Origin of the sequence: Aminipila sp., assembly GCF_032051575.1 — a bacterium.
Classification (GTDB): Bacteria; Bacillota; Clostridia; order Peptostreptococcales; family Anaerovoracaceae; genus Aminipila.
In genome coordinates this window covers 89,973-114,928 of sequence record NZ_DAMBYD010000012.1, presented here as the reverse complement: position 1 = coordinate 114,928, position 24,956 = coordinate 89,973, and the positions used below count along the sequence as shown (strand labels likewise).

Below are 24,956 nucleotides of genomic sequence, written 5' to 3'. Positions count from 1 at the left end.
AGACTTAGGATCTAGCGGGCGACCGTGGGGGTTCAAGTCCCTCATCGCGCACCAAAGGAAAATGCATATCAATTGATATGCATTTTTTTTTATGTCTTAAATTGTCTGAGTGAGTCACTTTTATTTGAAATTAAAATTACTTGGTAAATATTGGACTATTGACTAACCAAAATTTGTCTGTATAATAAGCACTATATTAAAGTATATTGCTTCTTAATTACGTTAAGGAGGTATGTTTTTTTATATCTTTATTTAATCTGTTAATTGTTTACGGTAATTAACAAAGTATAAAACTGAATATATTATATGTTTTTAAAGGCATAATCGTCGAAAGACGATGACGCAAAGCTATAGGGGCTAAGGTGATTTTATCACTATGCCAGCCAGTTGCAGACACTTTAAAAAGACTACATGTCATGTAAAATTAATTATTTTTATATGGTAGTTTTTGTTGCACGCGCCTTTAATACTACAAAAAAGGAAGCGTGTTTTTTTATGCATTTTGTTTCCAATATTAACGGGGGGTTTATGATAAATATCTACATAGTGATAATCTTTGGTATTTTAGGCATTGGAACAGGTATTGCAATACCTGCTATATCCAATATAAACATTATTTTAAAAAACCACAAGACACATACTCTGACCTTAAATCGAAGATTGGAGATAAATCATTGTGGATTAATTGTAATATTGAATGAAATTTTATGGCTGTATGCTGGAATTAAACTAGAAAATGCCTTTATAGCTTTTCTGGTAGCGCTGATTTTTACAGTTGCTATTCTTATTTCTGTAATAGACCTGCAGATACGTCTAATACCAAATAAGCTGGTAATTTTGATAGTTAGTTTAGGTATACCCTTTCAAATAATAAAATTTGGATGGATATCAATCCTCTATTCATTTTTCTGTATGGTTGCAGTTGGAGTTTTGTTTATCTTAGTTGCAAGAATTGTGGGGTTTGAACAAGTAGGTGCAGGTGATGTAAAACTGATTACAGCAATGGGTTTGATACTTGGATATCCTTACATAAACATTGCCTTAATTGGTATGAGTATAGCATTACTTATTTTCTGCCTTGGAGGGCTTGCAATGAAGAAACTGACTGTACGCAGCACGTTTGCATTCGCTCCATTTATTATATTTGGAACTATTTGTGCTTTAATTTATATTATTAATTTCAAAGATAACGTGTATTTCTAAAAGATACACTTTTATCTTTTAAATAATTTAAATAATAAACAAAAATTGGTAGATATATAACTTGTCAGGAAAGGAGGAATTGTTGTAATTATCTACTATAAGAGAAGAATAAGATTTGTGCTTTTTTAAAAGGAGGAGATAAAATGAAGAATTTACGTAACTGGTTTGAAAATGAGGAAAGTGGTCAAGGAATGGTGGAATATGGTTTGATTATTGCGGCAGTTGCAATTGTTGCTATTCTTACTTTAACTCCATTAGGAACTGCGGTGGCAGGTATATTTACTAATATTACTGGTAGCCTTTAAGTTTTACCAGAAATCAAATAAGCTTATGATTGTGAGAAATGGCAGACCTTATCCCAAGGATGGGGCTGCCATTTATTCCTAGCATAAAATATAATATGCTAAACTAAACAAAGCAATTTGAGAGGTGGTGAGAGAAGTTGCATATTAAAAATGAAAAAGGGCAGGCAATGGTAGAATTTGCAATGGTACTGCCTATCCTATTATTACTTCTATGCGGTATTTGTGAGTTTGGATGGATATTCTCTAATCAAATCTTGGCAAACAATGCTTGCAGAGAAGCCGCTAGATATGCAGCTGTCCACTATAAAGATGATGGAATTACCAATATTGAAAATCAAACAGATAATATAATAGAAAATTATTCAAGTGATTTTTATGTAGCAATTACCTTGCCGGAAGCAGAAGAAATAAAAATTGATCTTACCGTAAAAGTACAATTGCTTACGCCTTTTTTTGGTTTTCTAGACGATGGAAGCGGATATATTAATTTGTATTCTCAATGTACGATGAGAATAGAATAGAAAAAAACAGTATTAAGGAAGGTGAAACGTTGAAAAAAGTAAAATTATTAGCATTGATTGCAGCACTGCTGACCGCATCCTTGCTATTTGTTTTTTTAAATTCCCTTAGTAATCACAAGGAAATCGAAAAGATAGGTGTTCTTGTAGCAGCTAAGGATATTCCCACTGATACACCAATTACAAAAGATATGATTAAATTGTCCCAGGTACATAAGGAAGCCATTTTGACGAAAGCCATTTTAGACACTTCTTTGGTATTGGGAAAAGTAGCCAAATCTGAAATTACTGCTGGAGAGCAGATACTTAGTTCTAAGCTGATAATGGCAGGTGATGCAAAAGGCACTAACTTGAGTTATATTTTAAAGCCCGGGATGCGTGCTATTACAATTGCGGTTGATGGGGTCTCCGGAGTTGGATATATGATTAAACCAGGGAATCATGTGGATATTATTGCTCAGTATAATCAGCAAGAAACAGCTTTTACCAAACTCATCGTTCAAGATGTGAGTGTGCTAGCGGTAGACTCTATGTTAACAAGCAAAGAGAGCCTAGGAGAAAAGGATAACCCTTATTCAACCATTACTCTTCAGGTTACACCAGAGCAGGTTATGGAACTGAGCTTTTATGAATATACAGGTCGCCTTTGTGCTACGCTAAGGTCACCCTTGGATAATAAAATGGCTAATTTGCCAACCAAACAATTATAATTCTATGAATTTTACAGAAAGGAGTAAGAATGATGAAGATTAATGTCCTGGTTATCAGCAAACTTGAAAAAAATCTTGACGCAATGAAACGTATGATCGATGATGAAGAGATTGTGGTTCTTGGTGATTCACCAGGGGGAGCTCAAGCTTTGAATAAAATTGAAAATGTATCTCCAGATATGGTAATCATGTTTCTTGGCGCCGGAGATACGGATGTATTAAGCCTAACCGAGCGTATCATTTTGAATAGACCAAGAACACATGTTATCCTCCTTGTTGAATACATGGATGTGGATATTTTGCAAAAATCAATTAAAGTTGGAGCTCATAACGTTATAGAATTTCCTACTTCCCCAAAAGAATTTGCTGAGTATATAAAGTCGGTATACCACAACGAATCAATACGTATCAACTCATTGAATGAAAAGCAAAATATTGCATGGATGTCAAGGGTTGTAACGGTGTTTGGCGCTAAGGGAGGTTTAGGGAAAACCACAATTGCTACAAACCTTGCGGTGAAACTGGCAGAAAAGGGTAAGAAAGTTGCACTAATCGATTTGGATTTGCAGTTTGGAGATATTCATATATTTCTTGATATAGAACCTTCGGATACTATATCTGAATTTGTCCAGCAGGTATTTACACCGAACATTGATTCCGTTAGAAGTTATATGACAGTGCATTCCAGCGGTGTCCATGTATTGTGCGCGCCTAAAAGCCCCGAATATGCTGAGTTAGTATCTGCTGAAAAGGTACAAAGTCTGCTTAGTGTGCTGCGCACGTATTATGATTACGTAATTATTGATACACCACCTTCTTTTACTGATGTAACCATTACTGCTATTGAGTCCTCGTCTACTATTCTCTTTGTTACAGGGCTTGATATATCTATTTTAAAAAACTCTAAACTAAGCCTTTCACTGATGGATTCTCTTCAGCAAAGAGATAAGGTAAGGCTTATAGTCAATCGTGCAGTAGATATGAGTTCTATTACTGTTGAAGATGTACAAAAAATTATTGGATGCCCCATATGGGCTAAAATCCCCAGTGACTACAAGGTTGCAGTTACTGCACTCAATAGGGGCGTTCCTTTTGTGATTAGTTCACCTGGAAGTACACTTAGCCAGTCCGTGTCCATTGTGGCGGGTGCCTTGATTTCTGGTGCAGATAACTTTGACATTCAGTTCAGCTCTAATAAAAAAATAAAAGCTTTTGGAGAAGGACGAAAGCTTTTTCGATTATTTAAAAGAAGGAATGAAATTGTTTAGAGAGAAGGATATTTATGGGTCTACTGGAAAAATTAGAAAAACAGAAAATAAGACAGCAGGCTGAAGCTACTAATGAGGTGATACATAGTTTTAACAAAAATAATGCACAATTTGTGGATGATTATTCAGACTTAAAGGAAAAAGTCCATACTGAAATTATTGAACTGATCAACCATGAGATAGCAAACGGCAATGATATTACAGGAAATCAGGAGGAATATCTATTAAAGTCAATAGAAGGGTTAATTGATGCAAGCAGCGGTGGAATTTCAAGGGCTGACCGTTCCCGAATACAGAAGGAAATCTATAACAACGTTGTAGGGCTTGGTCCACTAGAGCCGCTTTTGGAGGATCCTGATATCAGCGAAATTATGGTGAATGGTCCCTATAATGTATATGTTGAGCGGCGAGGAAAATTGGAACTGAGTTCCACTGTTTTTAAGGATAATCAACACTTGTTGAATATAATAAATCGTATTGTCTCTTCTGTGGGAAGGCGTATTGATGAAACAAGTCCAATGGTAGATGCAAGACTTGCAGATGGTTCCAGAGTGAATGCTGTGATTCCACCCATTGTACTGAATGGACCTACGATAACCATTCGAAAATTTTCCAAGAACCCTTTAACAGTAAGTGATTTAATACAAAAATCTTCTGTATCTCCAATGATGATGTCTTTTCTAGAAGCCTGTGTAAAAGGTAAGCTAAATATTATTGTTTCAGGAGGAACAGGAAGTGGAAAAACAACACTACTGAATGTTTTATCAGGCTACATTCCTGATACAGATAGAATCGTTACAATTGAGGATGCTGCAGAGCTCCAGCTTCGCCAGAACCATGTGGTTACCATGGAGTGTCGTCCTGCAAATTTAGAGGGCGCTGGTCAGATTACAATAAGGGAATTGGTGCGAAATGCATTGCGTATGAGACCGGATCGTATTGTGGTAGGTGAAGTTAGATCTGGTGAAACACTGGACATGCTGCAGGCTATGAATACGGGGCATGATGGCTCTTTAACAACAGCCCATGCAAATAATCCTAGAGATCTTATGTCGAGACTTGAAACGATGGTTCTTATGTCAGGGATGGAATTACCAATTAAGGCTATTCGAGAACAAGTGGCCTCTGCCTTAGATGTAATAGTTCAACAGGCAAGGATGAAAGACGGAACTCGTAAAGTTATTAATATCACTCAAGTAGTGGGTATGGAAGGGGATACCATCACCCTTCAGGACTTATTTGTTTTCAAGCAGCAAGGGCTAGACTCTGAAGGTAAAATTACAGGGAATTTCGTTTCTACGGGAATACGCCCTACATTTTTGGAAAAATTAACGTCCAACGGAGTTCTTGTAAGAGATAATTGGTTTAAGAAATGAGGTTATATCATGATACTTTATTTTATCACGTTTTTTGCAAGTGTATCCGTATACTTGGTGATTCTTTTAATTAAGAAACCTTCTGGCAAAGAACTTGTAGACAAAAGATTAAAAAAGTACCTGAATACAGAAGGCATTTTGGATATTCAAGATCAATACTTTAAAGAAAATCTAAAAAATTATAGGAAGAGTAAAAATAGAAAGTTTAAAATTGCCAGCAAAGAATTTAGTGACTATTTGGCAATGTCCGGAATTAAACTTAGAGCCTCAGAGTTTATTTATATTTGGATTACCATGACCTATTTACCTATTTTGATTATTTTATTTTCTGGTATAAGTGTAATCACAGCATTGGGAGTTGCAATTATAGGATTTTTGATCCCGCCCTTTTTCGTACAAAAAGCACGAAAAAAACGTCAAACAGAGTTTAATAAGCAGTTGGGCGAATCCTTGGTTGTCATGAGCAATTGTATCAAATCAGGATTTACTTTTATGCAATCAATGGAAAGCATTGCAAATGACATGCAACCACCTATTTCCACTGAATTTGCAAAAACTCTCAGGGAAATGCGTTTTGGAGTAAATAAAAGTGATGCGCTTCATCACATGGTGGATCGTGTTCAAAATAATGATCTTGGTTTACTGGTATCAGCAGTTATGACATCAGAGCAAGTCGGAGGGAATTTATCGGAAATATTAGATATTATTTCCGATACAATAAAGGATCGAATACGAATTAAGCAGGAAGTACGTGTATTGACTGCACAGGGACGAATGTCAGGCATTGTTATAGGATTACTTCCAGTTTTCATTATACTGCTGCTTATGATTTTAAACCCAGAGTATTTTAAGTCATTTTTCGAAGCTTCAATTGGAAAGATAATGATAGGCGTTTCTGTAATGATGGAGATGATTGGATTTATTATTATAAATAAAATTGTAGATATTGAGTATTAAGGGAGGGCATATGATTTATGTTATTGTTATTTTCTTGGGAATCTTTATCTTTTGTTGCATGTTCATAGCTTTACGACCTTATGGTGAGCAATTTGATGCAGTACAAAGGCGCCTACAAGGTATAAATAGCACCTTTCAAAAAAGCTATATTCATGATGAAGAGCTTAATTTGCCATTTTTAGAACGTATAATGAAATTAATCATCAAACCTTTTATAACCAAAATAAGAAAATCTATTATTAAAAATTCAGGTCACGGGTTTTTTTTTAGAAACTTCAAAAATGATAAACTTAAAAAAAATGTTTATCATGCTGGGTTAACAATGGAGGTACACGAATATCAAATGATACGTATCGCTGTAACGCTAGGTGTTGCACTAGTTGCTTTTACAGTTTCGTTCTCCTTTCAGCAAAGTATTCTGCGATGTTTGATTTCAGGTTTGGTAGGAATTTATGTAGGCTATGTTGTGTTGCGCTTTCATTTAGCAAATAGAATGAGCAAAAGATATAAAGCCATGGAACAGCAGTTACCAGAGCTTCTAGATCTTCTCAGTGTTAATGTGGAAGCAGGTCTTGGATTTGAGCAGGCAATTTTTCATGTGACAGAGCATTTAGAGGGACCACTTATCGATGAACTAACCATAACGTATAGGGAAATGTCCATGGGAAGATCAAAAAGAGAAGCTCTTTTAATTTTTGGTGAGCGTTGTGATATCAATGAAGTGAAGACATTCGTTGGAGCAATTGTACAGGCTGGTGAACTTGGGATATCTATAAAAAATGTCCTTCGCGCTCAAGCTGCTGCCATGAGACAAAACAGAAGAAATAAGATTGAGGAAAGAGCACAAAAAATTTCTATAAAGATACTATTGCCTATGGTTTTTTTTATCTTCCCGGTGATTTTTATTATTTTAATGGGTCCGGCAGTTGTAAAAGTAATGGAACAATTTGGATAAGGAGTACTATGATTGTATATTGTAATGATTATATTTTAGCAGAAAAGGTTCGCATCGCAGATAATTTTATCAATCGCTTTTTAGGGCTTATGGGTAAAAAAAGTCTAGAAAATGGGGAAGGATTGCTTCTTTTGAGGTGCCCGTCAATACATTGTTTTTTTATGAGAATATCCATTGATGTAATTTATATTTCTAGGAATATGGAAGTGTTGGGAATTGAAACGTTAAAACCATGGAGCATCGGAAAGCACTTTAGAAAAACTGTGCATATCCTTGAACTTAAAGAAGGAGCAGCTTCAAGGGTAAAAGTGGGAGACGCTATTGTTTTAAATTGAAAAGCGGAGAAGGAAGGGGTGAATTATTATGACAGTCAAAATGGATGAAATCAGTATGATTGAGACATTACGTTTAAAAACTGAAGAAATTGATATGAATCAATATTTAAAAACAAAATTAGGTGGTTATAGCAAGCAGTCTGTTTTAGAATATCTAAATGTTTTGCGTAAACAACAGCAAACAACAGCAGATACTTTTTACCGAAATCTGCAAACAGTATATAATGAAAAAGAGGAACTCAATAAAAGCAATGAAAAATTACAACATGAGCTAAATAAAAGGGAAGCTGAATATAAAAATCTTACAGAATCCATAGCGGCTATTCAGCTAGATGAATCTAATTTAACAATGAATGACATTATTGCATTGAAAAATAAAAATGCAGCGTTAGAGGAAGAACTTAAAAAAAGTTATTTTAAGAACACCTCACTGGAGAATGATATCAAACATTTAAATGATTCTGCAAATGACATGACTGAGAAGCTGAAGAGGTTTGAGCATGAAATATCAGCAGCAAAAGAAATGATTATTGCAGAGAAACAAGAATCCAAGGAATTACGAGATAAAGTTGTAGAACTTACGATTAACATAGAGGACAAGGAAGAAGAAATTAAATATTTAAAGGTATTACAGTCTGAAGGTGAGCTTGCAGATTTGACTTCCCATATTAATGAATTAACTAATCAGCTAACGACTCAGACAGAAGTTATGTCCACACTTAATTCGGAAGACCTTATAAAAGAGGAAACAATAGTTACTTTAAGAGCAGAGATTGAATTGCAAAAGCAGATGCTCAATGATTTAAATAAAACCGTTGAAGAACTCCAAAAACAAAATGAAAAGTTATTGTTTGCAAATACTACCCTCACCAAAGAACTTCAGGAGAGTACTACAAAAACAATTAATTTAATTCATGAAAAGTCTGATATTACTGTTGAAAAAATCATTACAGAACGAAAGTTAGATGAGGCCAATTCTAACAATATTATATTAGAGATGAAACTAAAAACAAAGAATAAGACAGAAGAACTTAAAGAACAAAAAAATGAGAGGGTGACTGACCAATGAATGTCTTTAAGTTTGCTAAGGTATTCTCACAAGAACAGGGTTCTGTGTCTATTATTGCAGCAATATCTATGGCTGTGTTGATGGCTTTTTCTGCCATAGTAATTGATTTAGGGAGGATTGCCCTTGAAAAACAGGCACTTCAAAATGCGTTAGATGCGGCTTGTCTTGCTGGGGCAAAGGAATTACCAGACAACATATCAACAGCAAGACAGATGGCGGTTATTTATTTTGAACAAAACGGATTTCTTGAAGGGGACATACAACAAATAGAATTTCTAAATTCAAATAAACAAATAAGAATTTCAGCAGGACACCCCGTTGAATATACTTTTGCAAAAATATTTCAAAGTGGTGATAATACCACAGTGAGCGTGACTGCAGCTGCACAGGCTAGTAGTGTTTTTGATCCTTTTAATTATACACTTTTTTCTGGAAGTGAAATGGACTTACTGCAGTTTAAAGGTGAAAACATAATTAACGGTAATGTACATTCAAATAATAGTATTAAGAATGCAGCCACGGTAACTGGTGTAGTAACTGCTGTGAATACCATTGATGCCAAGGTATATGCATCCGGAGGAAAAATAGAAGGCTCTTCTTATGTTTTTATGCCTGATTTTTCAGATGTAATAAATTTAGCTACTACAATTGATCAAAGTACTTTAATCAATGTTTTTGGAGCATCTTATAAAGATGGCAGCAATGAATATACTATGTCAGATGGACAAATTAATAATTTGCTTACCATGTATCCTACTGTTCTTATTAATGGAAACTTAGCGGTAAATGGAAGCGGTATTAACACTACCGGAAGTATTATTACAACGGGTGATATGGTGTTTAACGGTAGTAATGTTAATATGAATGCCTCATCTTCTGTGTGTTTTTATTCAGCAAATGGCAACATTACCTTTAATGGCGGTAATGGTAATGTTAATGGTATTCTTTATGCACCAAGTGGAACCATAAGATTAAATGGAAGTAGTGGAGTTTTTTATGGTTGTGTTGTTGGAGACTTGGTTACCTGCAATGGTGGTATCAACCTGTCATATAACGCGCAGGTTGGGCAAAGTGTACCACTCACAATAACCAGACTGGTGGAGTAATACTCCTAAGTTATGTATTTGAAATAATTCCCAGTGTCACTTGCTAGAACTTTTAAATTCTTGAAAAGTAATTTGCAGACTGTACATATTTTGCTTAAAGTTGCCCATAATATAACAGAGGTGATAAATATGAATTTAGGTGACGTGAAAATAAAAGATTTAGGAAAAGTTACTTCAGAATCTCTTAAAGAAATGGGAGAAGATATTTTAGATAAAACTGAAGAGAAAGTTCACGAAATGAAAGAAAAAATGGATGATGACAAAGATCAAAGAACATTTTAATTCCTTTTTATTGTTATTTAATTAAGAATAATGTAAAGCCGCTCTAAAGCAATTAAACTAAGAGCGGCTTTTACATATCAGTTATTCTGTTTCGCTATCGCCAAAAGACTCTGCCATATCTTTTGAAGTATCTATAATTCCACCAGTTAGTGCGTTTAAGAATTCTGAATCATCGCTATATTCATCTATAATCCATCCGTCTTTAGTTTTTGTTAAACTTAATGGAACAGTACTTTCATAATCAAAAGTAGCCTCACTAATTTTTTTGCTTAATTTATCTTCCAGCAATTTATTTATTTCTTCTTCGGAAGTACCAGAAATAGCTAGAGATATGCCTTCTGTAATATATTCGCTAATTGCAGATTTAAAGGCGTCTCCTAGATTGTATGTTTTTATGGTAACATCAACGGTAGCTTTATCATCCTTAATAATTTCATTTGAAATTTTGTATTCGAATGATGTAAATTTAGTAGTTACGTTTTTTGCCAATTCTTTACTAAATGAATCAGACATATCATCGCAGGCAGCTTGAAAACTTACGGTAGAAATATCTCCCGCATATAATTTAGTCAATTGTTCTGTATCATTGGATTTTATGGCTGATAAATACGAGTTAGCAACATCTGTTGGTGTTGGCTGCTTTACACAAGAAAAAAGTGTAAAACAAAGTACTAATACGAGTAATAAAGATAATTTTTTTTTCATGATTTCCTCCTAAAATAACACACTATTACAAATTATCCTGAATATAGAAAATAAATAGATTCCCATATTTGAATAATATTGTAAAATTATACTACTTTATAATAATATATGAGGTAAAATATGTAAAGTAATAATTTGGAAATATGATAGAAATAAAAGGAAAATAACAATAATAGTGAATATTATATTAAAAGAATTTAAGTTATAAATATCTTAAACAAATAATAAGATTTAAGAGGTGCAACTAGCAGTTGCTTAATCAATAAAAACAAGGAATGCGAGGTGGAATAATGAATCAGCATTACAAGTTTGAAAACATACCCTTACCTTATCCATATGACGCGATGGAACCTTATATTGATGCAAAGACCATGGAACTGCATCATGATAGGCATTTACAAACATATATTGACAATTTAAATAATATTCTAAAAGATTATCCTGAACTGCAGGATTTAACATTAGGTCAATTAATATGTAACATAGGTATGTTTCCAAAAGAAATACAAGTACCTATAAAAAATAATGCAGGGGGCGTTTTTAACCATGAATTTTATTTTTGTCAGTTTGATAATCTGAGTGATAAAGAGCCAACAGCACATTTGGCATTAGCAATAAACAAAAAATTTGGAAGTTATGAAGCGTTTAAAAGCCAATTTAAAAATGCGGCTTTATCTGTATTTGGGTCTGGGTATGCATGGCTGGTTATGAATAAGAATAAAGGCTTAGAGATTATGACTACAGCAAATCAAGATACTCCTTTTACACAATATTTATGCCCGCTTTTAAATATAGATGTATGGGAACATGCTTATTATTTAAAGCATTATAATAAAAGAGCTGATTATGTTGATGATTGGTTTAATGTAATAAATTGGAATAGAATATCTGAGAATTATTTAAAATGCTTAGCAAGATAACTTATAAAAGCACCTATCAATACCAAACGTTGATGGGTGCTTTTATTTAGGTAAGCAATTAAAAAAATACGTATTTAAAAAAGAAAATATAGTACTAAATGTAAGTTAATGGTATAATAAAAAATAATATGGCAGGCTGAAATTTCACTAATGACGAGAAGGTATAAAGAGGTTCAATATGAGTGTACAAAAGAAGTTTATAATCATCGTATGTTCAATTTGTTTTATCTGCATAACTGTGACTTCAATAGTAGGGTATTCTGCTGCGTCTAGTGAATTAAAAGAAAAAAGTACGGAAAATGCAGTCATTTTAGCTTCTGATTATGCGAATCAAATTAATAACTGGATATGGGAAAAGGCTGTATTCTTGAATACAGTAGCTGAATCCATGGTTTTAGTAAAAAATTTAGATAGAGAATATTTACATACATATTTTAATCGGCTTTTAAAAAATTCAAATTTAGATAACTCCGTTTATGATTTATTTTTTCAATATCCAGATAGTTATATGGTATGTGCTACAGACTTTGTGCCTGATGGCAGTATGGATTATACTCAAAGAAAATGGTATACAGTTCCAACTTCAACGCATAAGTTAGCTATACAAACAGCATATAATGATACGGATACAGGAAGGCAAATAATAACTATTTCAAGGGAAGTGGTTATTGATGGAAAACTTGTTGGGGTACTTGCAATTGATATTTTTGTAGACCAAATGATTGAAACAATTAATGCTATGAATGTTCCTAATGATAGTTATGGTTTTTTACTGGATAGTGATAATGGATTGGTAGTACATCCAAATAAAGAGTACGGATATGTTGATGATGCTCCTGTTGCATTACAGGATTTAAAAGGAAATCCCTATGCAGCATTAACAAAGAAAATAGAAAATAAATCGAATTTAAAAGAATTACTCTGGATTAGTGACTATGATGGACAAAACAGGGCATTTTTTGTAAGTAATGTAGAATGCTGTGGTTGGTATGTGGGAATTGCTATCGCAGAAAGTGTATGGGCAAAGGATGTCAAAAATTTATTAATTGAATATACATTAATAATGACTTTATTGTGTTTCATTATAAGTATAATTAGTATATCCGTAGTTGTAAAAGCTCTGCTTAAACCAGTAAGTATGGCCGAATCTGCATCTCAGGCTAAATCAGATTTTCTTGCGAACATGTCACATGAAATTCGAACGCCTATAAATGCCATGTTAGGAATGGATGAACTGATTTTAAGGGAAACAGCAAATGAGAACATTACTAAGTACGCAATGAATATACAAAATGCAGGAAAGATGCTAATTTCCTTGATAAATGATATTTTAGATTTTTCAAAGATTGAGTTAGGTAAAATACAAATCGCACCAATAGAATATGAATTAAGTTCCATGCTTAGTGACTTAGTAAATATGATCTCTCACAAAGTTGAAGAGAAAAATCTTTCTTTGAAATTAGATATTGCACAAGACATTCCACATAGGCTATGGGGAGATGAAAGAAGAATTACCCAGATTATTGCAAATCTATTGACCAATGCTGTTAAATATACTCAGCAGGGTACTGTTACATTGCATATTAATTGGAACAAAATAGATAGTGAAAATATAGAATTGATTATTAAAGTAGAAGACACTGGTATAGGAATTAAAGAGGAAGATATTAATCTATTATTTATTTCTTTTACGCGCTTAGATACAGAAAAGAATCGCAGCATTGAAGGTACCGGTTTAGGATTAAATATCACAAAGAGCCTTTTAGATATAATGAATGGTCAACTAAGTGTTAAAAGTGTTTATGGAAAAGGATCAATATTTACCGCTAAGATTCCACAGAAAATTGTAGGTTCTGAGGCAATTGGTGATTTTCAAGAAAAATATGAAAAGAGTATTGAACAGAGAAAATATTATAAGGAAAGTTTTATTGCTCCAGAGGGTAAAATACTGATTGTTGATGATAATGTGATGAACCTTGCTGTAGTTACCGGGCTTTTAAAGAATACTGAACTAAAAATTGATACAGTAACTAGTGGAAAAGAATGCTTAGACAAGATAACGCAAAATGTTTATCATATTATATTCATGGATCATATGATGCCTGAGATGGATGGAGTGGAAACTTTTGAACAAATGAAATCCTTAAAGGATAATATGTGTAAGTCTTCGCCAGTAATAGCATTAACGGCTAATGCTATTTCAAATGCAAAGAATATGTACCTGGATTATGGCTTTACTGATTATATTTCTAAACCTATTGAAGGAAATAAATTAGAACGGATGTTAATTAAATACTTACCATCTGAATTAGTCCATAAAACTGCTGAATTAGAAGCAAATAATAAAGAAACTAATAATGAAACCCTAAACAAGCAGCTGGGTGACTATATAAATGTTAAAAGGGGCATGTCTTATTCAGGTGATGACGTAGAAAATTATCAAGTTCTTTTAGAAATATATATAAATATTGGACAAGAGTCAATGGATAAAATTCAAGCAGCTTATAATGCCCAGGATTGGGAACTGTATACAATATTGGTTCATGCATTAAAGAGTACATCTTTAGGAATTGGGGCTGAGGTACTGTCTGAAAAAGCAAGACTTTTAGAATCTGCAGGACAGTCTATGGATACGGCCTATATTTTACATAACCATGAACAAATGTTATATTTATATGACAAGGTGATTTCTGACATTGCTAAATATTTAGATAAAGTCGACAAAAACCAAAATTGTAATGAAAACCAAGAAAATTCAAAACAAAATATGCCTAAAAAGGAAGTAGAGAAAGAGTTCCTAAAAAAGATATTGCTGGAACTGGATGAGAAGATTAGTAATTTTGAAATTATAGAGGCACAAAAAATCATAGATAAACTTTTTAACTATACTTACAAAGGGGAACAGCTAAATCCATATATGGCTGATATTTGTGAAAATTTAGAGGACTTTGAGTATAAGGAAGCAAAAAAGGTGATAAGTATTTTGCTTCAGCAGATATAATTTTGATAAGTATGTACACTTGTAATTTGGTTCTGGAGGATGGCATATGCAGCAAATGATTTTAATCGTAGATGATAATAGGTCAAATATAAAAATTGCTCAGACTATTTTAGAAAATGAATATAGAGTCGGAGCAGCATTATCGGGAAAGAAAGCATTACAATTTTTGACTCAGGCAATACCGGATTTGATTTTATTGGATATTAGTATGCCTGAAATGAGTGGATTTGAAGTAATGGAGGAACTAAAACTACGTGAAGAATGGAAAGATATACCTGTAATTTTTTTAACAGCGAATGTGGAACCACAAATTGAAGCAAAATGTTTCAAGATGGGAGCGGTAGATTTTATTCCTAAACCTTTTGTTCCAGAAGTTATAAAAAATAGAATTAACAGAACGTTAGAATTACAAACATACAGAAAGAATTTAGAAGAGGCTGTAAAAAACCAATCCCAGAAAATTCTTCAGCAGACTGAAGAATTGGCGCGTAAACAACAAGAACTGATGGCCATTCAGCAAGAGGTTATAATAAGTATGGCAAATCTTATTGAAGGCCGTGATGACAGTACGGGCGGGCATATAAAACGGACAAGCCAATATGTGGAATTAATAGCTAGGGCTTTAAGAAGCGATGGCAAATTTAATGACATATTAAGCGATGAATATATTGAAAATCTTTGTAAGGCGGCCCCTATGCATGACATTGGAAAAATATGTATATCTGATATAATTTTGAAAAAACCAGGTGGACTTACAGAAGCAGAGTTTGACATTATGAAGCAGCATGCTGAACAGGGAGGGAATGTTATAAGTTCCACAATGGGAAAGATTGAGAAAAAGGAATTTATTGATATTGCTTTTGATATTGCTACTTATCATCATGAAAAATGGAATGGAAATGGATATCCGCACGGTTTAAAGGAAGAAAAAATCCCTTTAAGTGCAAGAATTATGGCTGTAGCCGACGTATTTGATGCTTTAGTGTCTAAAAGATGTTATAAAGAAGCAATGGATAGTGAAGAAGCGTTTAGAATTATACAAGAATCTAGTGGAAGTCATTTTGATCCGGAAATCGCAAAGGTTTTTATAGAATTACGGCAAAGTATTGAAGAAATATTGAAAAATGATACATCAATATAAATATAGCAATAGAATTAAAATCTATCGCTATAATTTAAAAGACTGCGTATGTATCCACCTTGAACTTTAGTAGGTTTTGAGGTGGTATTTTTTTTAGCTTTTGAATAATAAACTATGGAGCCAGTAATTCCATTTGGACAGGTGTCTATAATTGCGTATGAACCTTGCGTCCCGTCTGAAGGATGACTTAAACTGCCAGGATTTATTAAATAGATTCCATTATAATCTTCAAAAACTGGTCTATGTGTGTGACCAAAAAGAGCAGCCATACAACCTTGTTCTTCGGCTCTGTAAAAAATATTTTGATATTTCATTTTTACATTTTCCATATGACCATGAGCTAAATAAAATTTCCCGCACTCTGTAGTTAATATTTTAAAGTCCCTATCGCTATAGGACCCATCCATGTTGCCTTTTACAGAAATGACATCTACACCAAGTTCATTTTGTAGTTCTTCAGCATCTTTCACATAATCTCCTAAATGGATAATGGCATCAACAGAAGTTAGTGTTTCATATACTTCATAAACTTTATCTAATTTTCCGTGTGTATCACTTATTACAAATAATCTCAATCTTTTTCTCCTCCTGAGTAGTAAAAATTAAATTTCAGGCAGCCGTCTGTACTATCAATATAATTTATCTCAAAGAATTCAGATACTTTTTTGATGATATCAAATTTACCTAATTCAATCATTATGTTATGGTCATCGATAAGAATAAAATCACAATTTGTTAGCTTCACTGCCTTTTGAAGTGCGGTGCTTCCTGAAATGGCAGCCTTAAATGCCATAGACTGCATGATATTGCCTAAAGAAGAAACATCTTCTTGAAACGTAGCATAAATACGTGTGAAATCATCTGAAAATCTAAAATCTTTTATTGATAGCATGTATTTAGCAGAGATTGGCCCTAGTTGTTTTAAATGAAGTCTTAGGTCTAACATAATGCATCCACTTTGGAATAGAACAGTATAGTCTTTTAAATAGTTGTGGATTTGTTCAATACTTACAATTTTGTCTTTTATGGCAACATTAATAAAATAATCTGGTATTTTTAAAATACCATTTTCGATATCTTGGTATTCAAAATAATCGGTTAAAGTAATTAAGTCTTTTTTGTTTTTTAAAATAAAAGCAATTAAGCTTTTTAATTTAGCATCAGTCAGTTTCAAAGTTTCACCTCACCTTATCGTTTATATTTCTTCTAATAAAACCATGCCTTCAAAGTCATATAGCATGTCACGGATTTCATCAAATCTAAGTGACTTAGGCAGCTTAATGGAAATGTGGAATGCCATGCCACTTGTGGCAACCGGTCCAGAACTGCTGACATGAGTTTCTAGAACGGTTATGCCCATATTTTTTATTTTGGATACAAAGTCTCTATAATTATGCAGAGAATCCATTTCTACATATAAATTGATCATTCGTGTATTATGGTAAAAATAATTTTCTACTTTAGGGAGAAGCGCAAGACTTATAAAAATAAGTATGCCAGCAATAACTGCGCCAGAATAAAAGCCTATACCAAGGGCAAGACCTAGGCATGCAGAAGCCCAAAGGCCGGCAGCAGTGGTAAGCCCTTTTATTTTATGTTTTCCTGTAACAAAAATGGTTCCGACGCCAAGAAAACCAACGCCTGTGATAACCTGCGCGCCTAATCTGGCAGGATCTGCATTTGTGGCTAAGTATTGGCAGATATACTGATCGGTGAGCATGGCAAGTGTAGCGCCTACACAAACAAGAATATGGGTTCTAAATCCAGCAGGATGATTATTTGCTCCTCTTTCCAGACCAATTACACCTCCAAATAAAACTGCAAGCAGCAGTCGAATGGTAACAGAAATTATATTTACATCATAAAGATAGTTTGGCAATTGAAATGCATGCATAATAGTAACTCCTTTTTATTGATATGTAATATTTAAGTATATGTAATTGTATCATAATGTGTTAATATATACAAAAGAAAGTATTTAATATGCGGAGGTCTATATATGTATCAAGAAATTTTAAATAAGAAAACGATTCTAGATAACAGAAAACCGTATAGCATAGAAATGAGAAAGCAAATTAAAAAAATGGAATTTTGTGAACTTATATATACTACACTTCACTTAGATGGAAGTATTGTAAGTAAGGATCAAGTCAACCAAATTTTAGATGGAGAGTTTGTTGGTGAAGCAACAGTAAATGATCATCTAGCAATTGAAAATTATATTGAAACATTATCCTTTATGGAAAATCTTATTGAGATGGAAAGTGATGTCAGTTTAAAGATCATTGAAGATATCCATGATGTAAGCATAGGCGCAGAAGGCCCTATCTGGCGTAGAAGTAATCCTATATTATATACGCTTGATTATAATCCACCTCATTGGCAGGAAATTAGAGAAAAGATGGAAGAACTCATTAAGTGGACATACAATGCAGACGAACAATTGGAAGGAAATACGATTTTAAAAGCTGCATATTTACATAATAAGTTAATAGAGATTTATCCATTTGAATATAATTCTGAAGTTACAGCCAGAATGGTTATGTATTATTGTCTAATGAGAGAAGGATACCCTATATTTGAACTTCGCCTAAGTGAATCTGAGTATAATACTTTAGTCTTAGATTATTTAAAAAATAAAAATATAGAACCTTTTTATAAAGTTGTTGAACGTAGTATTTTTAATAAACTTGATGTTCTGCTGCAAATTACAACAGAGGATGAGTAAATAAAAAAGAACTGATTATTGGGAATCAGTTCTTTTTTTGCACTAGCGGATGAAATCTCCACCCTTAAGGATTTTCTTTTCTAAAGAATCACAGCCTTTAATATCACCTGTCTGCTGCTGCTTCTGAATTGCTCTGATTTTAAGAGGAAGAGAAAATAAGTTGATAAACCCTTCGGCATCACTTTGATCATAAACTTCATCTTTGCTGAATGTTGCAAACTCTTCGCTATAAAGAGAGTATGGGGACTTTGAGGCTACAGGAATAGCACTTCCCTTATAAAGCTTTATTTTAACTGTTCCGGTTACCTCCTTTTGAGTTGAATCCACAAAAGCAGCGATAGCTTCTCTAACCGGCGTAAACCATAAACCATCATATACTAGCTGTGCATATTTTTGTGCTACAATGTTCTTATATTGCATAGTATCTCTGTCTAGAATAAGCTTTTCCAAAGTGGAATGTGCCTTATAAAGAATAGTGCCACCTGGAGTTTCATAAACACCTCTGGATTTCATGCCTACAAGACGATTTTCTATAATATCTATAGTACCTACGCCATTAGCGCTCCCGAGCTTATTTAAGGTCTCAAGAATTTTTACGGCACACATATTTTCACCATTTACGGCTACAGGAATACCTTGTTCAAAGTCTACTTCTACAAAAGTAGGTTCGTCAGGAGCCTGCTCAACAGGAACACTTAATACATGAATATCATCCTTGTGTTCATTCCAAGGATTTTCAAGGTTCCCACCTTCATGGCTGATATGCCAAATGTTCTCATCTCTTGAGTAAATTTTTTCTGTTGTCTGTGCAATCGGAATATGATGTGCTTTTGCATATTCTATTAAATCTTCTCTTGATTGAAAGTCCCAGGTTCTCCAAGGCGCAATAATTTTAATTGCAGGATTTAAAGCCTTTATGGTAGTTTCAAAACGAACTTGATCATTACCTTTGCCTGTACATCCGTGTGCGATAATGAAAGAGCCTTCAGCTTCTGCAATTTCTACAAGCTTTTTAGCCATTAAAGGTCTCGCCATAGAGGTTCCAAGCAGGTAGTCATTTTCGTATATCGCTCCAGCTTTTAAAGTAGGCCATATATAATCAGTAACAAATTCTTCTTGTATGTCCAATATGTAAGACTTTGAAGCACCTGTTGCATATGCCTTCTTCTCAATTGCATCATAGTCTTCTCGTTGACCTGCATTGCAGCAGACTGCGATAATATCACAATCATAGTTTTCCTTTAACCAAGTTAAGATAATTGAGGTGTCTAATCCACCAGAGTATGCTAATACTATTTTTTCCTTTGCCATTTTGTGCCTCCTAAAATTTATACATAAAATATATTAATTATTCACTAATTGAAAAAATTATACAACGATTATACACAAAAATCAAGGGCAAATTCTATAAATATACAAAAAAATTATAAAACACGAATAAAGATAAAAAAATATACATTCATAAAAGAATTGACAGTTGAGTTAAGATAAAAAAGAGGCTTGATTAGAATATAAAATAATGTTGAATTTAAAAAAATATGATATACTTTAATATAGTACAAATTTACTATATTTATCTAACTTGATGTGGAGTAATTTATGAAAATTAATTATAACAGTCCTTATTTAAAATGGGGACTTACAGCTTTTATTGTTTTATGTTCTACTATAGTATTCTTTTTCGCCATATTTCGGTTGACAGGGGTCATAGAAGGCATTCATGTTGTCGTTAAAATACTGATGCCGTTTGTTTATGGATTGGTTATTGCATATTTACTTTGTCCTGTGTACAATTTTTTCACAAGGCATTTATATAAAAATGTAAATGGGTTTCTAGGAAAGCCAAGAGCGCTTACTTTTTCAAGAGTTTTAAGTACGACGATAACAATGATTATAGCATTTATAGTAGTAGGTGGTTTAGTCAGCATGGTGCTGCCGCAGATGCTAGACAGTCTGATAAGTGTTGTCAGAACTGCACCGGAGAGTTTTTCAAAGCTTTTGAATTGGGCAGAGGCAAAATTATCTTCTAACAGGGACATTAATGCAGCTCTTAAAATGTTTATGGGAGATTATACTTTAAAATTAAATGATTGGCTTCAGAATGATGTGCTGCCATGGTTACTGACTGTTGCTGCTCAGGTTTCTACAGGTTTAATGGATATAATGAGATTCTTTAAAGATTTTCTTATTGGAATAATAATCTGTATATATTTTTTAAATAGTAAGGAATTATTTAAGGCACAAAGTAAAAAGTTGACTTTTGCTGCTTTAAAAAAAGAAAATGCGCGTATGCTTATACAAGAGGCTCGTTTTATTAATAAAACATTTAGTGGTTTTATTAGTGGTAAGCTGATAGATTCTGCAATTATGGGTGTGATTTGTTTTGTTGTTATGACAATCATGCATATGCCCTATATAATGCTGGTAAGTGTGATAGTAGGTGTAACGAATATTATCCCTTTTTTTGGACCTTTTATCGGGGCTATTCCATCGACTATTATCATTTTGACAGCAAGCCCTATTCAGGGGCTGTATTTTGTGATTTTTATATTAATATTACAGCAAATAGATGGTAATATAATAGGACCTAAAATTTTGGGAGATTCTACAGGTCTTCCTAGTTTTTGGGTAATGTTTGCAATACTTATTGGGGGGGGACTATTCGGGTTTGTCGGAATGGTTGTCGGAATACCAATTTTTGCTATAATCTATGCATACTTTAGTAGAATAGTTGATTATAAATTAAAAAAGAAGAATTTACCTTTAAATACAGATTTATATAAGGATTTAAGTGATTACGATGAAACAGGGAGGAACTGGCTAGATGAAATCTGAAAAACAGGTTAATATAGAATTATTATGTTTAAAAATTGAAAAAATTATGGAAGCAGAACGTATAAATATAAATGTTTCTATGAATAGATATACATCCTTTAGAACTGGTGGAAATGCAGATGCAATGGTAATAGTTGAAAGTGAAGTGGAACTAAAAAATGTATTGCGCTTATTTTCAGAAGAAAAAGTGCCTCATATTATATTAGGCAACGGTTCTAACATTCTTATAAAGGATGGGGGGTATAGAGGGGTTATTGTTAAATTAGGAGAAAACTTTAACTCAATCGAAGTAAAGGATCATATAATTACTGCGCATGCAGGTTCAAAAATCTCAGCAGTAGCAAAGGAAGCTATGGAGCATGGACTTTCTGGGCTGGAATTTGCCAGTGGTATACCAGGTAGTGTAGGCGGCGGTGTATTTATGAATGCAGGTGCATATGGTGGTGAATTAAAGGATATAATTCTATCAGTAAGAGCTATAACTAAAGATGGCGGCAAAGATTATGAAGTTTCCAATGAAGAAATGCAATTGGGATATAGACACAGTACATTTCAAGAAAACGGGGATATCATAATTAGTGCTACCTTTCAATTGAAAACAGGAGAAAAGAGAGCAATTGCGACAGAAATGAAGGCACTTATGGATAGAAGAAATCAAAAGCAGCCAGTTAATCTACCTAGCGCAGGAAGTTTTTTTAAGAGACCTGAAGGGTATTTTGCAGGAAAGTTGATACAAGATTCAGGACTAAAAGGATTGAGTGTGGGAGGAGCGCAAGTATCACCATTACATGCAGGATTTATTGTAAATAATGGAACAGCTACAGCCACAGACATATTAAACTTGATGAAGCTTATTCAAAATACTGTTTTTAATAAATTTGGTGTTAAATTGGAGCCAGAAGTTAGAATCTTAGGCGATTAAGCACAGAATGGGAGGCAGTTTAGTGAGAGAAGACAAAGATATTAAAGTGTACAAAGGATATAGAATGACGTATGATTTGCATACTCATACGGTATATTCCCACGGGAAAGGAACAATAAAGGAAAATGTATTAGCAGCTTTGGACCGAGGATTAAATAAAATTGCTATAACGGATCATGGTCCAGGACATTTAACATATGGCATAAAAAGAAACGCAGTTCCTAAGATGAGAGCAGAGATTGAATGCTTAAAGAAAGAATTCCCACAAATCCATATATCTTTGGGGGTTGAAGCGAATATTATAAACAAAGGGTCCTGCCTGGATGTGACACCACAAGAATTTTTGCAGTACGATATGATTATTGGGGGGTATCACTATGGAGTACTAAATGGATACTGCATTAGTAATTTTTTGGACAATCATAAAAGGAAAGATAATTCAGCAGAAACCAGATCAGTAAAAAGGCTTAGAGCTAAAAATACAGAGATGGCAGTGAAAGCAGTTTACGAAAATAATTTAAAGATATTAACCCACCCAGGGGATAAAGGTCCTTTTGATATATTAGAAATAGCAAAAGCCTGTGATGAACAGGGAACTCTGATGGAGATAAGTACGTGGCATGATCATCTAACCGTTGAAGAGATTAAAACAGCAGCACTAACTGGAGTTGGTTTTATAATTAGTAGTGATGCACATCATCCTAGCAGGGTTGGAGATTTTGAAGGAGGTCTTGACAGAGCTATAGAAGCTGGAATAGATTTAGCTAGAATTGTAAATATAGAAAGGATATAGAGCTATAATGGAAGCAGTAATTATAACCGGGCTATCTGGTGCGGGAAAATCTCAGGCAGCTAACTGCTTGGAGGATTTAGGGTATTATTGTATCGATAATATGCCACCAGCCCTTATTAAAAATTTTATTACTTTAGCAATGAACGAAAAAAGCTCCATAGAAAAAGCTGCTTTTGTTACAGATATTCGTGGCGGCGAATTTTTTGATGAAATAAAACCTTGTTTGCAGGACTTAAAATTGATGGGGCTCAATTATAAAGTGCTTTTCTTAGAGGCATCGGATGAAGTTCTGATAAGAAGGTTTAACGAAACTAGAAGACAACATCCTTTAGCTGAAGGTGGGGAAACATTATCTGGTTTAAGAAGAGAACGTGAGGTTTTAAAGGAAATTAGGAGTGTATCCGATTTTGTTATAGATACTTCCAATATGAAGTCAGCCAAACTTAGACAAGAGATAAAAGATATTTTTACTACAGGTGAAGAAGTCGGATTTATCATAAATATTCTTTCTTTTGGATTCAAACATGGGATACCACTTGAGGCAGATATGGTTTTTGATATGAGATTTATACCAAATCCGTATTATGTACCAAGTTTAAAAAAGTTAACTGGAAACAGCAAAAAAATTCAGGATTATGTATTAAAATTTCCAGAAAGTCAAAGCTTTATTGAAAATGTTGATAAGATGATAACTGAAATGATACCTTGTTATATAAGGGAAGGAAAGTATCATCTAAATCTTGCTTTTGGCTGCACAGGGGGACAGCATAGATCTGTAACCATGGCAAATGTGTTTGCTAAAAAATTAAAAGAACAAGGTTTACGAATAACTATTGAGCATAGGGACCTCTAGTGGTATACTATATATTGGCTAGTTTCATGCTGAGAGATTGGCTATGCTGAATTTTTATTTATTGATTAATTTAGGAGGAAAATACTTATGGAAAAATTAATAATTGCTGCTGCTATTTGCGGCGCAGAAGTAACAAAAAAACAGAACCCTGCTGTTCCTTACACAGTGGAAGAAATTGTTAGAGAAGCAAAATCTGCTTATGATGCAGGTGCTTCAGTAATTCACCTTCACGTAAGAGAAGATGATGGTACTCCAACTCAGAGTAAGGATAGATTCCAGGTATGTGTTGATGCTATCAGAAAAGAATGCCCAGATGCTATCATCCAGCCTTCAACAGGCGGAGCAGTTGGTATGACTGACTTAGAAAGATTACAGTCGACTGAAATTAATCCAACTCCAGAATTTGCTACATTAGATTGTGGTACTTGCAATTTTGGTGGAGATGATATCTTCGTAAATACAGACAACACTATCTTTAACTTTGCAAAAATTATGCAGGAAAGAGGAATCAAGCCAGAATTAGAAGTATTTGATAAGGGCATGATTGATACTGCATTAAAGGCAGATAAGAAAGGTTTATTAGAACATCCAATGCACTTTGATTTTGTACTTGGAGTTCAGATGACTGCGACAATTCGTGACCTATTATTTATGGCAGAAAGTCTTCCAGCAGGTTCAACTTGGACAGCTACTGGCTTAGGTAAGAATGCATGGCATATTGCTGCTGCTACAATTTCACTTGGTGGACATGTAAGAGTTGGTTTTGAAGATAACCTTTACATGGAAAAAGGTGTTCTTGCAGAAAGCAATGGACAAATGGTTGCTAAGGTAGTAGAAATTGCAAAGCTTCTTGGAAGAGAAATCGCAAATCCTGCTGAAGCAAGAGAAATCTTAGGAATGAAGCAGAAATAAATATAAATTAATGGGGCGCTTCAGGCTATTAAGTTTTGTGGCGCTCCTTTTTTATATAATAG

26 protein-coding genes and 1 riboswitch are annotated in these 24,956 nt (G+C 33.8%); of the genes, 21 read left to right on the top strand and 5 right to left on the bottom strand.

The window, feature by feature from the left end:
- The first annotated feature begins 307 nt into the window (after positions 1-307).
- A riboswitch (cyclic di-GMP riboswitch) is annotated at positions 308-395 on the top strand.
- A gap of 133 nt (positions 396-528) precedes the next feature.
- The 12 genes from RTW14_RS16115 to RTW14_RS16060 all read left to right on the top strand — a co-directional run bounded on the left by RTW14_RS16115 (position 529) and on the right by RTW14_RS16060 (position 10,084).
- Complete coding sequence (locus tag RTW14_RS16115) at positions 529-1,203, top strand: A24 family peptidase (RefSeq protein WP_312653304.1); 675 nt, start codon at positions 529-531, stop codon at positions 1,201-1,203.
- 143 nt (positions 1,204-1,346) lie between these two features.
- Positions 1,347-1,508 (top strand): Flp family type IVb pilin, encoded by a 162-nt coding sequence (locus tag RTW14_RS16110; RefSeq protein ID WP_312653303.1) that lies wholly within the window; start codon positions 1,347-1,349, stop codon positions 1,506-1,508.
- Positions 1,509-1,645: 137 nt separating this feature from the next.
- Positions 1,646-2,029, top strand: coding sequence for a TadE family protein (locus tag RTW14_RS16105; RefSeq protein ID WP_312653301.1), 384 nt, complete (start codon positions 1,646-1,648; stop codon positions 2,027-2,029).
- Between the two features lie 29 nt (positions 2,030-2,058).
- A complete protein-coding gene (cpaB, locus tag RTW14_RS16100) occupies positions 2,059-2,736 on the top strand; it encodes a Flp pilus assembly protein CpaB (RefSeq protein ID WP_312653299.1) in 678 nt (225 codons plus the stop codon).
- A 29-nt stretch (positions 2,737-2,765) separates the two neighbouring features.
- Positions 2,766-4,004 carry an AAA family ATPase gene (locus tag RTW14_RS16095; protein ID WP_312653297.1) on the top strand — a complete coding sequence of 413 codons (1,239 nt, stop codon included), beginning with the start codon at positions 2,766-2,768 and terminating at the stop codon, positions 4,002-4,004.
- Between the two features lie 14 nt (positions 4,005-4,018).
- Positions 4,019-5,380 (top strand): CpaF family protein, encoded by a 1,362-nt coding sequence (locus RTW14_RS16090; protein ID WP_312653295.1) that lies wholly within the window; start codon positions 4,019-4,021, stop codon positions 5,378-5,380.
- A gap of 9 nt (positions 5,381-5,389) precedes the next feature.
- On the top strand, positions 5,390-6,337 hold the full coding sequence (locus RTW14_RS16085; RefSeq protein ID WP_312653293.1) for a type II secretion system F family protein: 948 nt from the start codon (positions 5,390-5,392) through the stop codon (positions 6,335-6,337).
- A gap of 10 nt (positions 6,338-6,347) precedes the next feature.
- Complete coding sequence (locus RTW14_RS16080) at positions 6,348-7,292, top strand: type II secretion system F family protein (protein WP_312653291.1); 945 nt, start codon at positions 6,348-6,350, stop codon at positions 7,290-7,292.
- Between the two features lie 8 nt (positions 7,293-7,300).
- On the top strand, positions 7,301-7,627 hold the full coding sequence (locus tag RTW14_RS16075; RefSeq protein ID WP_312653290.1) for a DUF192 domain-containing protein: 327 nt from the start codon (positions 7,301-7,303) through the stop codon (positions 7,625-7,627).
- A 28-nt stretch (positions 7,628-7,655) separates the two neighbouring features.
- Entirely contained in the window at positions 7,656-8,696 is a 1,041-nt protein-coding gene (locus tag RTW14_RS16070) for a hypothetical protein (protein ID WP_312653289.1), read from the top strand.
- Positions 8,693-9,802, top strand: coding sequence for a TadE/TadG family type IV pilus assembly protein (locus tag RTW14_RS16065; protein WP_312653288.1), 1,110 nt, complete (start codon positions 8,693-8,695; stop codon positions 9,800-9,802). Before RTW14_RS16070 ends, RTW14_RS16065 begins: the two co-directional genes overlap by 4 nt.
- A 129-nt stretch (positions 9,803-9,931) precedes the next feature.
- Positions 9,932-10,084: a hypothetical protein gene (locus tag RTW14_RS16060; protein ID WP_312653287.1), complete on the top strand. Its 153-nt coding sequence runs from the start codon at positions 9,932-9,934 to the stop codon at positions 10,082-10,084.
- 81 nt (positions 10,085-10,165) lie between these two features.
- Here the strand turns inward: RTW14_RS16060 and RTW14_RS16055 are convergent, their stop codons facing one another.
- Positions 10,166-10,789, bottom strand: coding sequence for a DUF4878 domain-containing protein (locus tag RTW14_RS16055; RefSeq protein ID WP_312653285.1), 624 nt, complete (start codon positions 10,787-10,789; stop codon positions 10,166-10,168).
- Positions 10,790-11,079: 290 nt separating this feature from the next.
- Here RTW14_RS16055 and RTW14_RS16050 point away from each other — a divergent pair, with 290 nt between their 5' ends.
- The 3 genes from RTW14_RS16050 to RTW14_RS16040 all read left to right on the top strand — a co-directional run bounded on the left by RTW14_RS16050 (position 11,080) and on the right by RTW14_RS16040 (position 15,851).
- Complete coding sequence (locus tag RTW14_RS16050; RefSeq protein WP_312653283.1) at positions 11,080-11,709, top strand: superoxide dismutase; 630 nt, start codon at positions 11,080-11,082, stop codon at positions 11,707-11,709.
- 178 nt (positions 11,710-11,887) lie between these two features.
- A complete protein-coding gene (locus tag RTW14_RS16045) occupies positions 11,888-14,710 on the top strand; it encodes a hybrid sensor histidine kinase/response regulator (protein WP_312653281.1) in 2,823 nt (940 codons plus the stop codon).
- A 46-nt stretch (positions 14,711-14,756) separates the two neighbouring features.
- Positions 14,757-15,851, top strand: a complete 1,095-nt coding sequence (locus RTW14_RS16040) for an HD domain-containing phosphohydrolase (RefSeq protein ID WP_312653280.1) — start codon at positions 14,757-14,759, stop codon at positions 15,849-15,851.
- A gap of 14 nt (positions 15,852-15,865) precedes the next feature.
- Here the strand turns inward: RTW14_RS16040 and RTW14_RS16035 are convergent, their stop codons facing one another.
- Genes RTW14_RS16035 through RTW14_RS16025 form a run of 3 tightly spaced genes read right to left on the bottom strand, consistent with a single transcriptional unit; the run spans position 15,866 to position 17,745 of the window.
- Positions 15,866-16,426, bottom strand: coding sequence for a metallophosphoesterase family protein (locus RTW14_RS16035; RefSeq protein WP_312653279.1), 561 nt, complete (start codon positions 16,424-16,426; stop codon positions 15,866-15,868).
- Positions 16,423-17,025: a hypothetical protein gene (locus RTW14_RS16030; RefSeq protein ID WP_312653278.1), complete on the bottom strand. Its 603-nt coding sequence runs from the start codon at positions 17,023-17,025 to the stop codon at positions 16,423-16,425. The genes RTW14_RS16035 and RTW14_RS16030 overlap by 4 nt, the downstream gene beginning before the upstream one ends.
- Before the next feature lie 21 nt (positions 17,026-17,046).
- Positions 17,047-17,745 carry an MgtC/SapB family protein gene (locus tag RTW14_RS16025; protein ID WP_312653277.1) on the bottom strand — a complete coding sequence of 233 codons (699 nt, stop codon included), beginning with the start codon at positions 17,743-17,745 and terminating at the stop codon, positions 17,047-17,049.
- A 105-nt stretch (positions 17,746-17,850) separates the two neighbouring features.
- On the opposite strand from RTW14_RS16025, the gene RTW14_RS16020 reads away from it, so the two are divergent.
- Complete coding sequence (locus RTW14_RS16020; RefSeq protein WP_312653276.1) at positions 17,851-18,579, top strand: Fic family protein; 729 nt, start codon at positions 17,851-17,853, stop codon at positions 18,577-18,579.
- A 42-nt stretch (positions 18,580-18,621) separates the two neighbouring features.
- Here RTW14_RS16020 and RTW14_RS16015 read toward each other — a convergent pair whose 3' ends face one another.
- A complete protein-coding gene (locus tag RTW14_RS16015; protein WP_312653275.1) occupies positions 18,622-19,890 on the bottom strand; it encodes an argininosuccinate synthase in 1,269 nt (422 codons plus the stop codon).
- 288 nt (positions 19,891-20,178) lie between these two features.
- Between RTW14_RS16015 and RTW14_RS16010 the strand changes: the two genes are divergently transcribed.
- The 5 genes from RTW14_RS16010 to RTW14_RS15990 all read left to right on the top strand — a co-directional run bounded on the left by RTW14_RS16010 (position 20,179) and on the right by RTW14_RS15990 (position 24,894).
- Positions 20,179-21,414 carry an AI-2E family transporter gene (locus tag RTW14_RS16010; protein ID WP_312653274.1) on the top strand — a complete coding sequence of 412 codons (1,236 nt, stop codon included), beginning with the start codon at positions 20,179-20,181 and terminating at the stop codon, positions 21,412-21,414.
- The gene (murB, locus tag RTW14_RS16005; RefSeq protein ID WP_312653273.1) at positions 21,404-22,336 is read left to right on the top strand and encodes a UDP-N-acetylmuramate dehydrogenase; all 933 of its coding nucleotides are present in this window, start codon (positions 21,404-21,406) and stop codon (positions 22,334-22,336) included. Before RTW14_RS16010 ends, murB begins: the two co-directional genes overlap by 11 nt.
- A gap of 22 nt (positions 22,337-22,358) precedes the next feature.
- Positions 22,359-23,129 carry a PHP domain-containing protein gene (locus tag RTW14_RS16000; RefSeq protein WP_312653272.1) on the top strand — a complete coding sequence of 257 codons (771 nt, stop codon included), beginning with the start codon at positions 22,359-22,361 and terminating at the stop codon, positions 23,127-23,129.
- 7 nt (positions 23,130-23,136) lie between these two features.
- Complete coding sequence (gene rapZ / locus RTW14_RS15995) at positions 23,137-23,982, top strand: RNase adapter RapZ (RefSeq protein ID WP_312653271.1); 846 nt, start codon at positions 23,137-23,139, stop codon at positions 23,980-23,982.
- A gap of 87 nt (positions 23,983-24,069) precedes the next feature.
- The gene (locus RTW14_RS15990; protein ID WP_312653269.1) at positions 24,070-24,894 is read left to right on the top strand and encodes a 3-keto-5-aminohexanoate cleavage protein; all 825 of its coding nucleotides are present in this window, start codon (positions 24,070-24,072) and stop codon (positions 24,892-24,894) included.
- Positions 24,895-24,956 lie beyond the last annotated feature (62 nt).

Coding starts and splice junctions, on each gene's coding strand:
- RTW14_RS16115 (WP_312653304.1), top strand. CDS start 529: ATGATAAATATCTACATAGTGATAATCTTTGGTATTTTAGGCATTGGA.
- RTW14_RS16110 (WP_312653303.1), top strand. CDS start 1,347: ATGAAGAATTTACGTAACTGGTTTGAAAATGAGGAAAGTGGTCAAGGA.
- RTW14_RS16095 (WP_312653297.1), top strand. CDS start 2,766: ATGATGAAGATTAATGTCCTGGTTATCAGCAAACTTGAAAAAAATCTT.
- RTW14_RS16090 (WP_312653295.1), top strand. CDS start 4,019: ATGGGTCTACTGGAAAAATTAGAAAAACAGAAAATAAGACAGCAGGCT.
- RTW14_RS16085 (WP_312653293.1), top strand. CDS start 5,390: ATGATACTTTATTTTATCACGTTTTTTGCAAGTGTATCCGTATACTTG.
- RTW14_RS16080 (WP_312653291.1), top strand. CDS start 6,348: ATGATTTATGTTATTGTTATTTTCTTGGGAATCTTTATCTTTTGTTGC.
- RTW14_RS16075 (WP_312653290.1), top strand. CDS start 7,301: ATGATTGTATATTGTAATGATTATATTTTAGCAGAAAAGGTTCGCATC.
- RTW14_RS16070 (WP_312653289.1), top strand. CDS start 7,656: ATGACAGTCAAAATGGATGAAATCAGTATGATTGAGACATTACGTTTA.
- RTW14_RS16065 (WP_312653288.1), top strand. CDS start 8,693: ATGAATGTCTTTAAGTTTGCTAAGGTATTCTCACAAGAACAGGGTTCT.
- RTW14_RS16060 (WP_312653287.1), top strand. CDS start 9,932: ATGAATTTAGGTGACGTGAAAATAAAAGATTTAGGAAAAGTTACTTCA.
- RTW14_RS16055 (WP_312653285.1), bottom strand. CDS start 10,789: ATGAAAAAAAAATTATCTTTATTACTCGTATTAGTACTTTGTTTTACA.
- RTW14_RS16050 (WP_312653283.1), top strand. CDS start 11,080: ATGAATCAGCATTACAAGTTTGAAAACATACCCTTACCTTATCCATAT.
- RTW14_RS16045 (WP_312653281.1), top strand. CDS start 11,888: ATGAGTGTACAAAAGAAGTTTATAATCATCGTATGTTCAATTTGTTTT.
- RTW14_RS16040 (WP_312653280.1), top strand. CDS start 14,757: ATGCAGCAAATGATTTTAATCGTAGATGATAATAGGTCAAATATAAAA.
- RTW14_RS16025 (WP_312653277.1), bottom strand. CDS start 17,745: ATGCATGCATTTCAATTGCCAAACTATCTTTATGATGTAAATATAATT.
- RTW14_RS16020 (WP_312653276.1), top strand. CDS start 17,851: ATGTATCAAGAAATTTTAAATAAGAAAACGATTCTAGATAACAGAAAA.
- RTW14_RS16015 (WP_312653275.1), bottom strand. CDS start 19,890: ATGGCAAAGGAAAAAATAGTATTAGCATACTCTGGTGGATTAGACACC.
- RTW14_RS16010 (WP_312653274.1), top strand. CDS start 20,179: ATGAAAATTAATTATAACAGTCCTTATTTAAAATGGGGACTTACAGCT.
- murB (WP_312653273.1), top strand. CDS start 21,404: ATGAAATCTGAAAAACAGGTTAATATAGAATTATTATGTTTAAAAATT.
- rapZ (WP_312653271.1), top strand. CDS start 23,137: ATGGAAGCAGTAATTATAACCGGGCTATCTGGTGCGGGAAAATCTCAG.
- RTW14_RS15990 (WP_312653269.1), top strand. CDS start 24,070: ATGGAAAAATTAATAATTGCTGCTGCTATTTGCGGCGCAGAAGTAACA.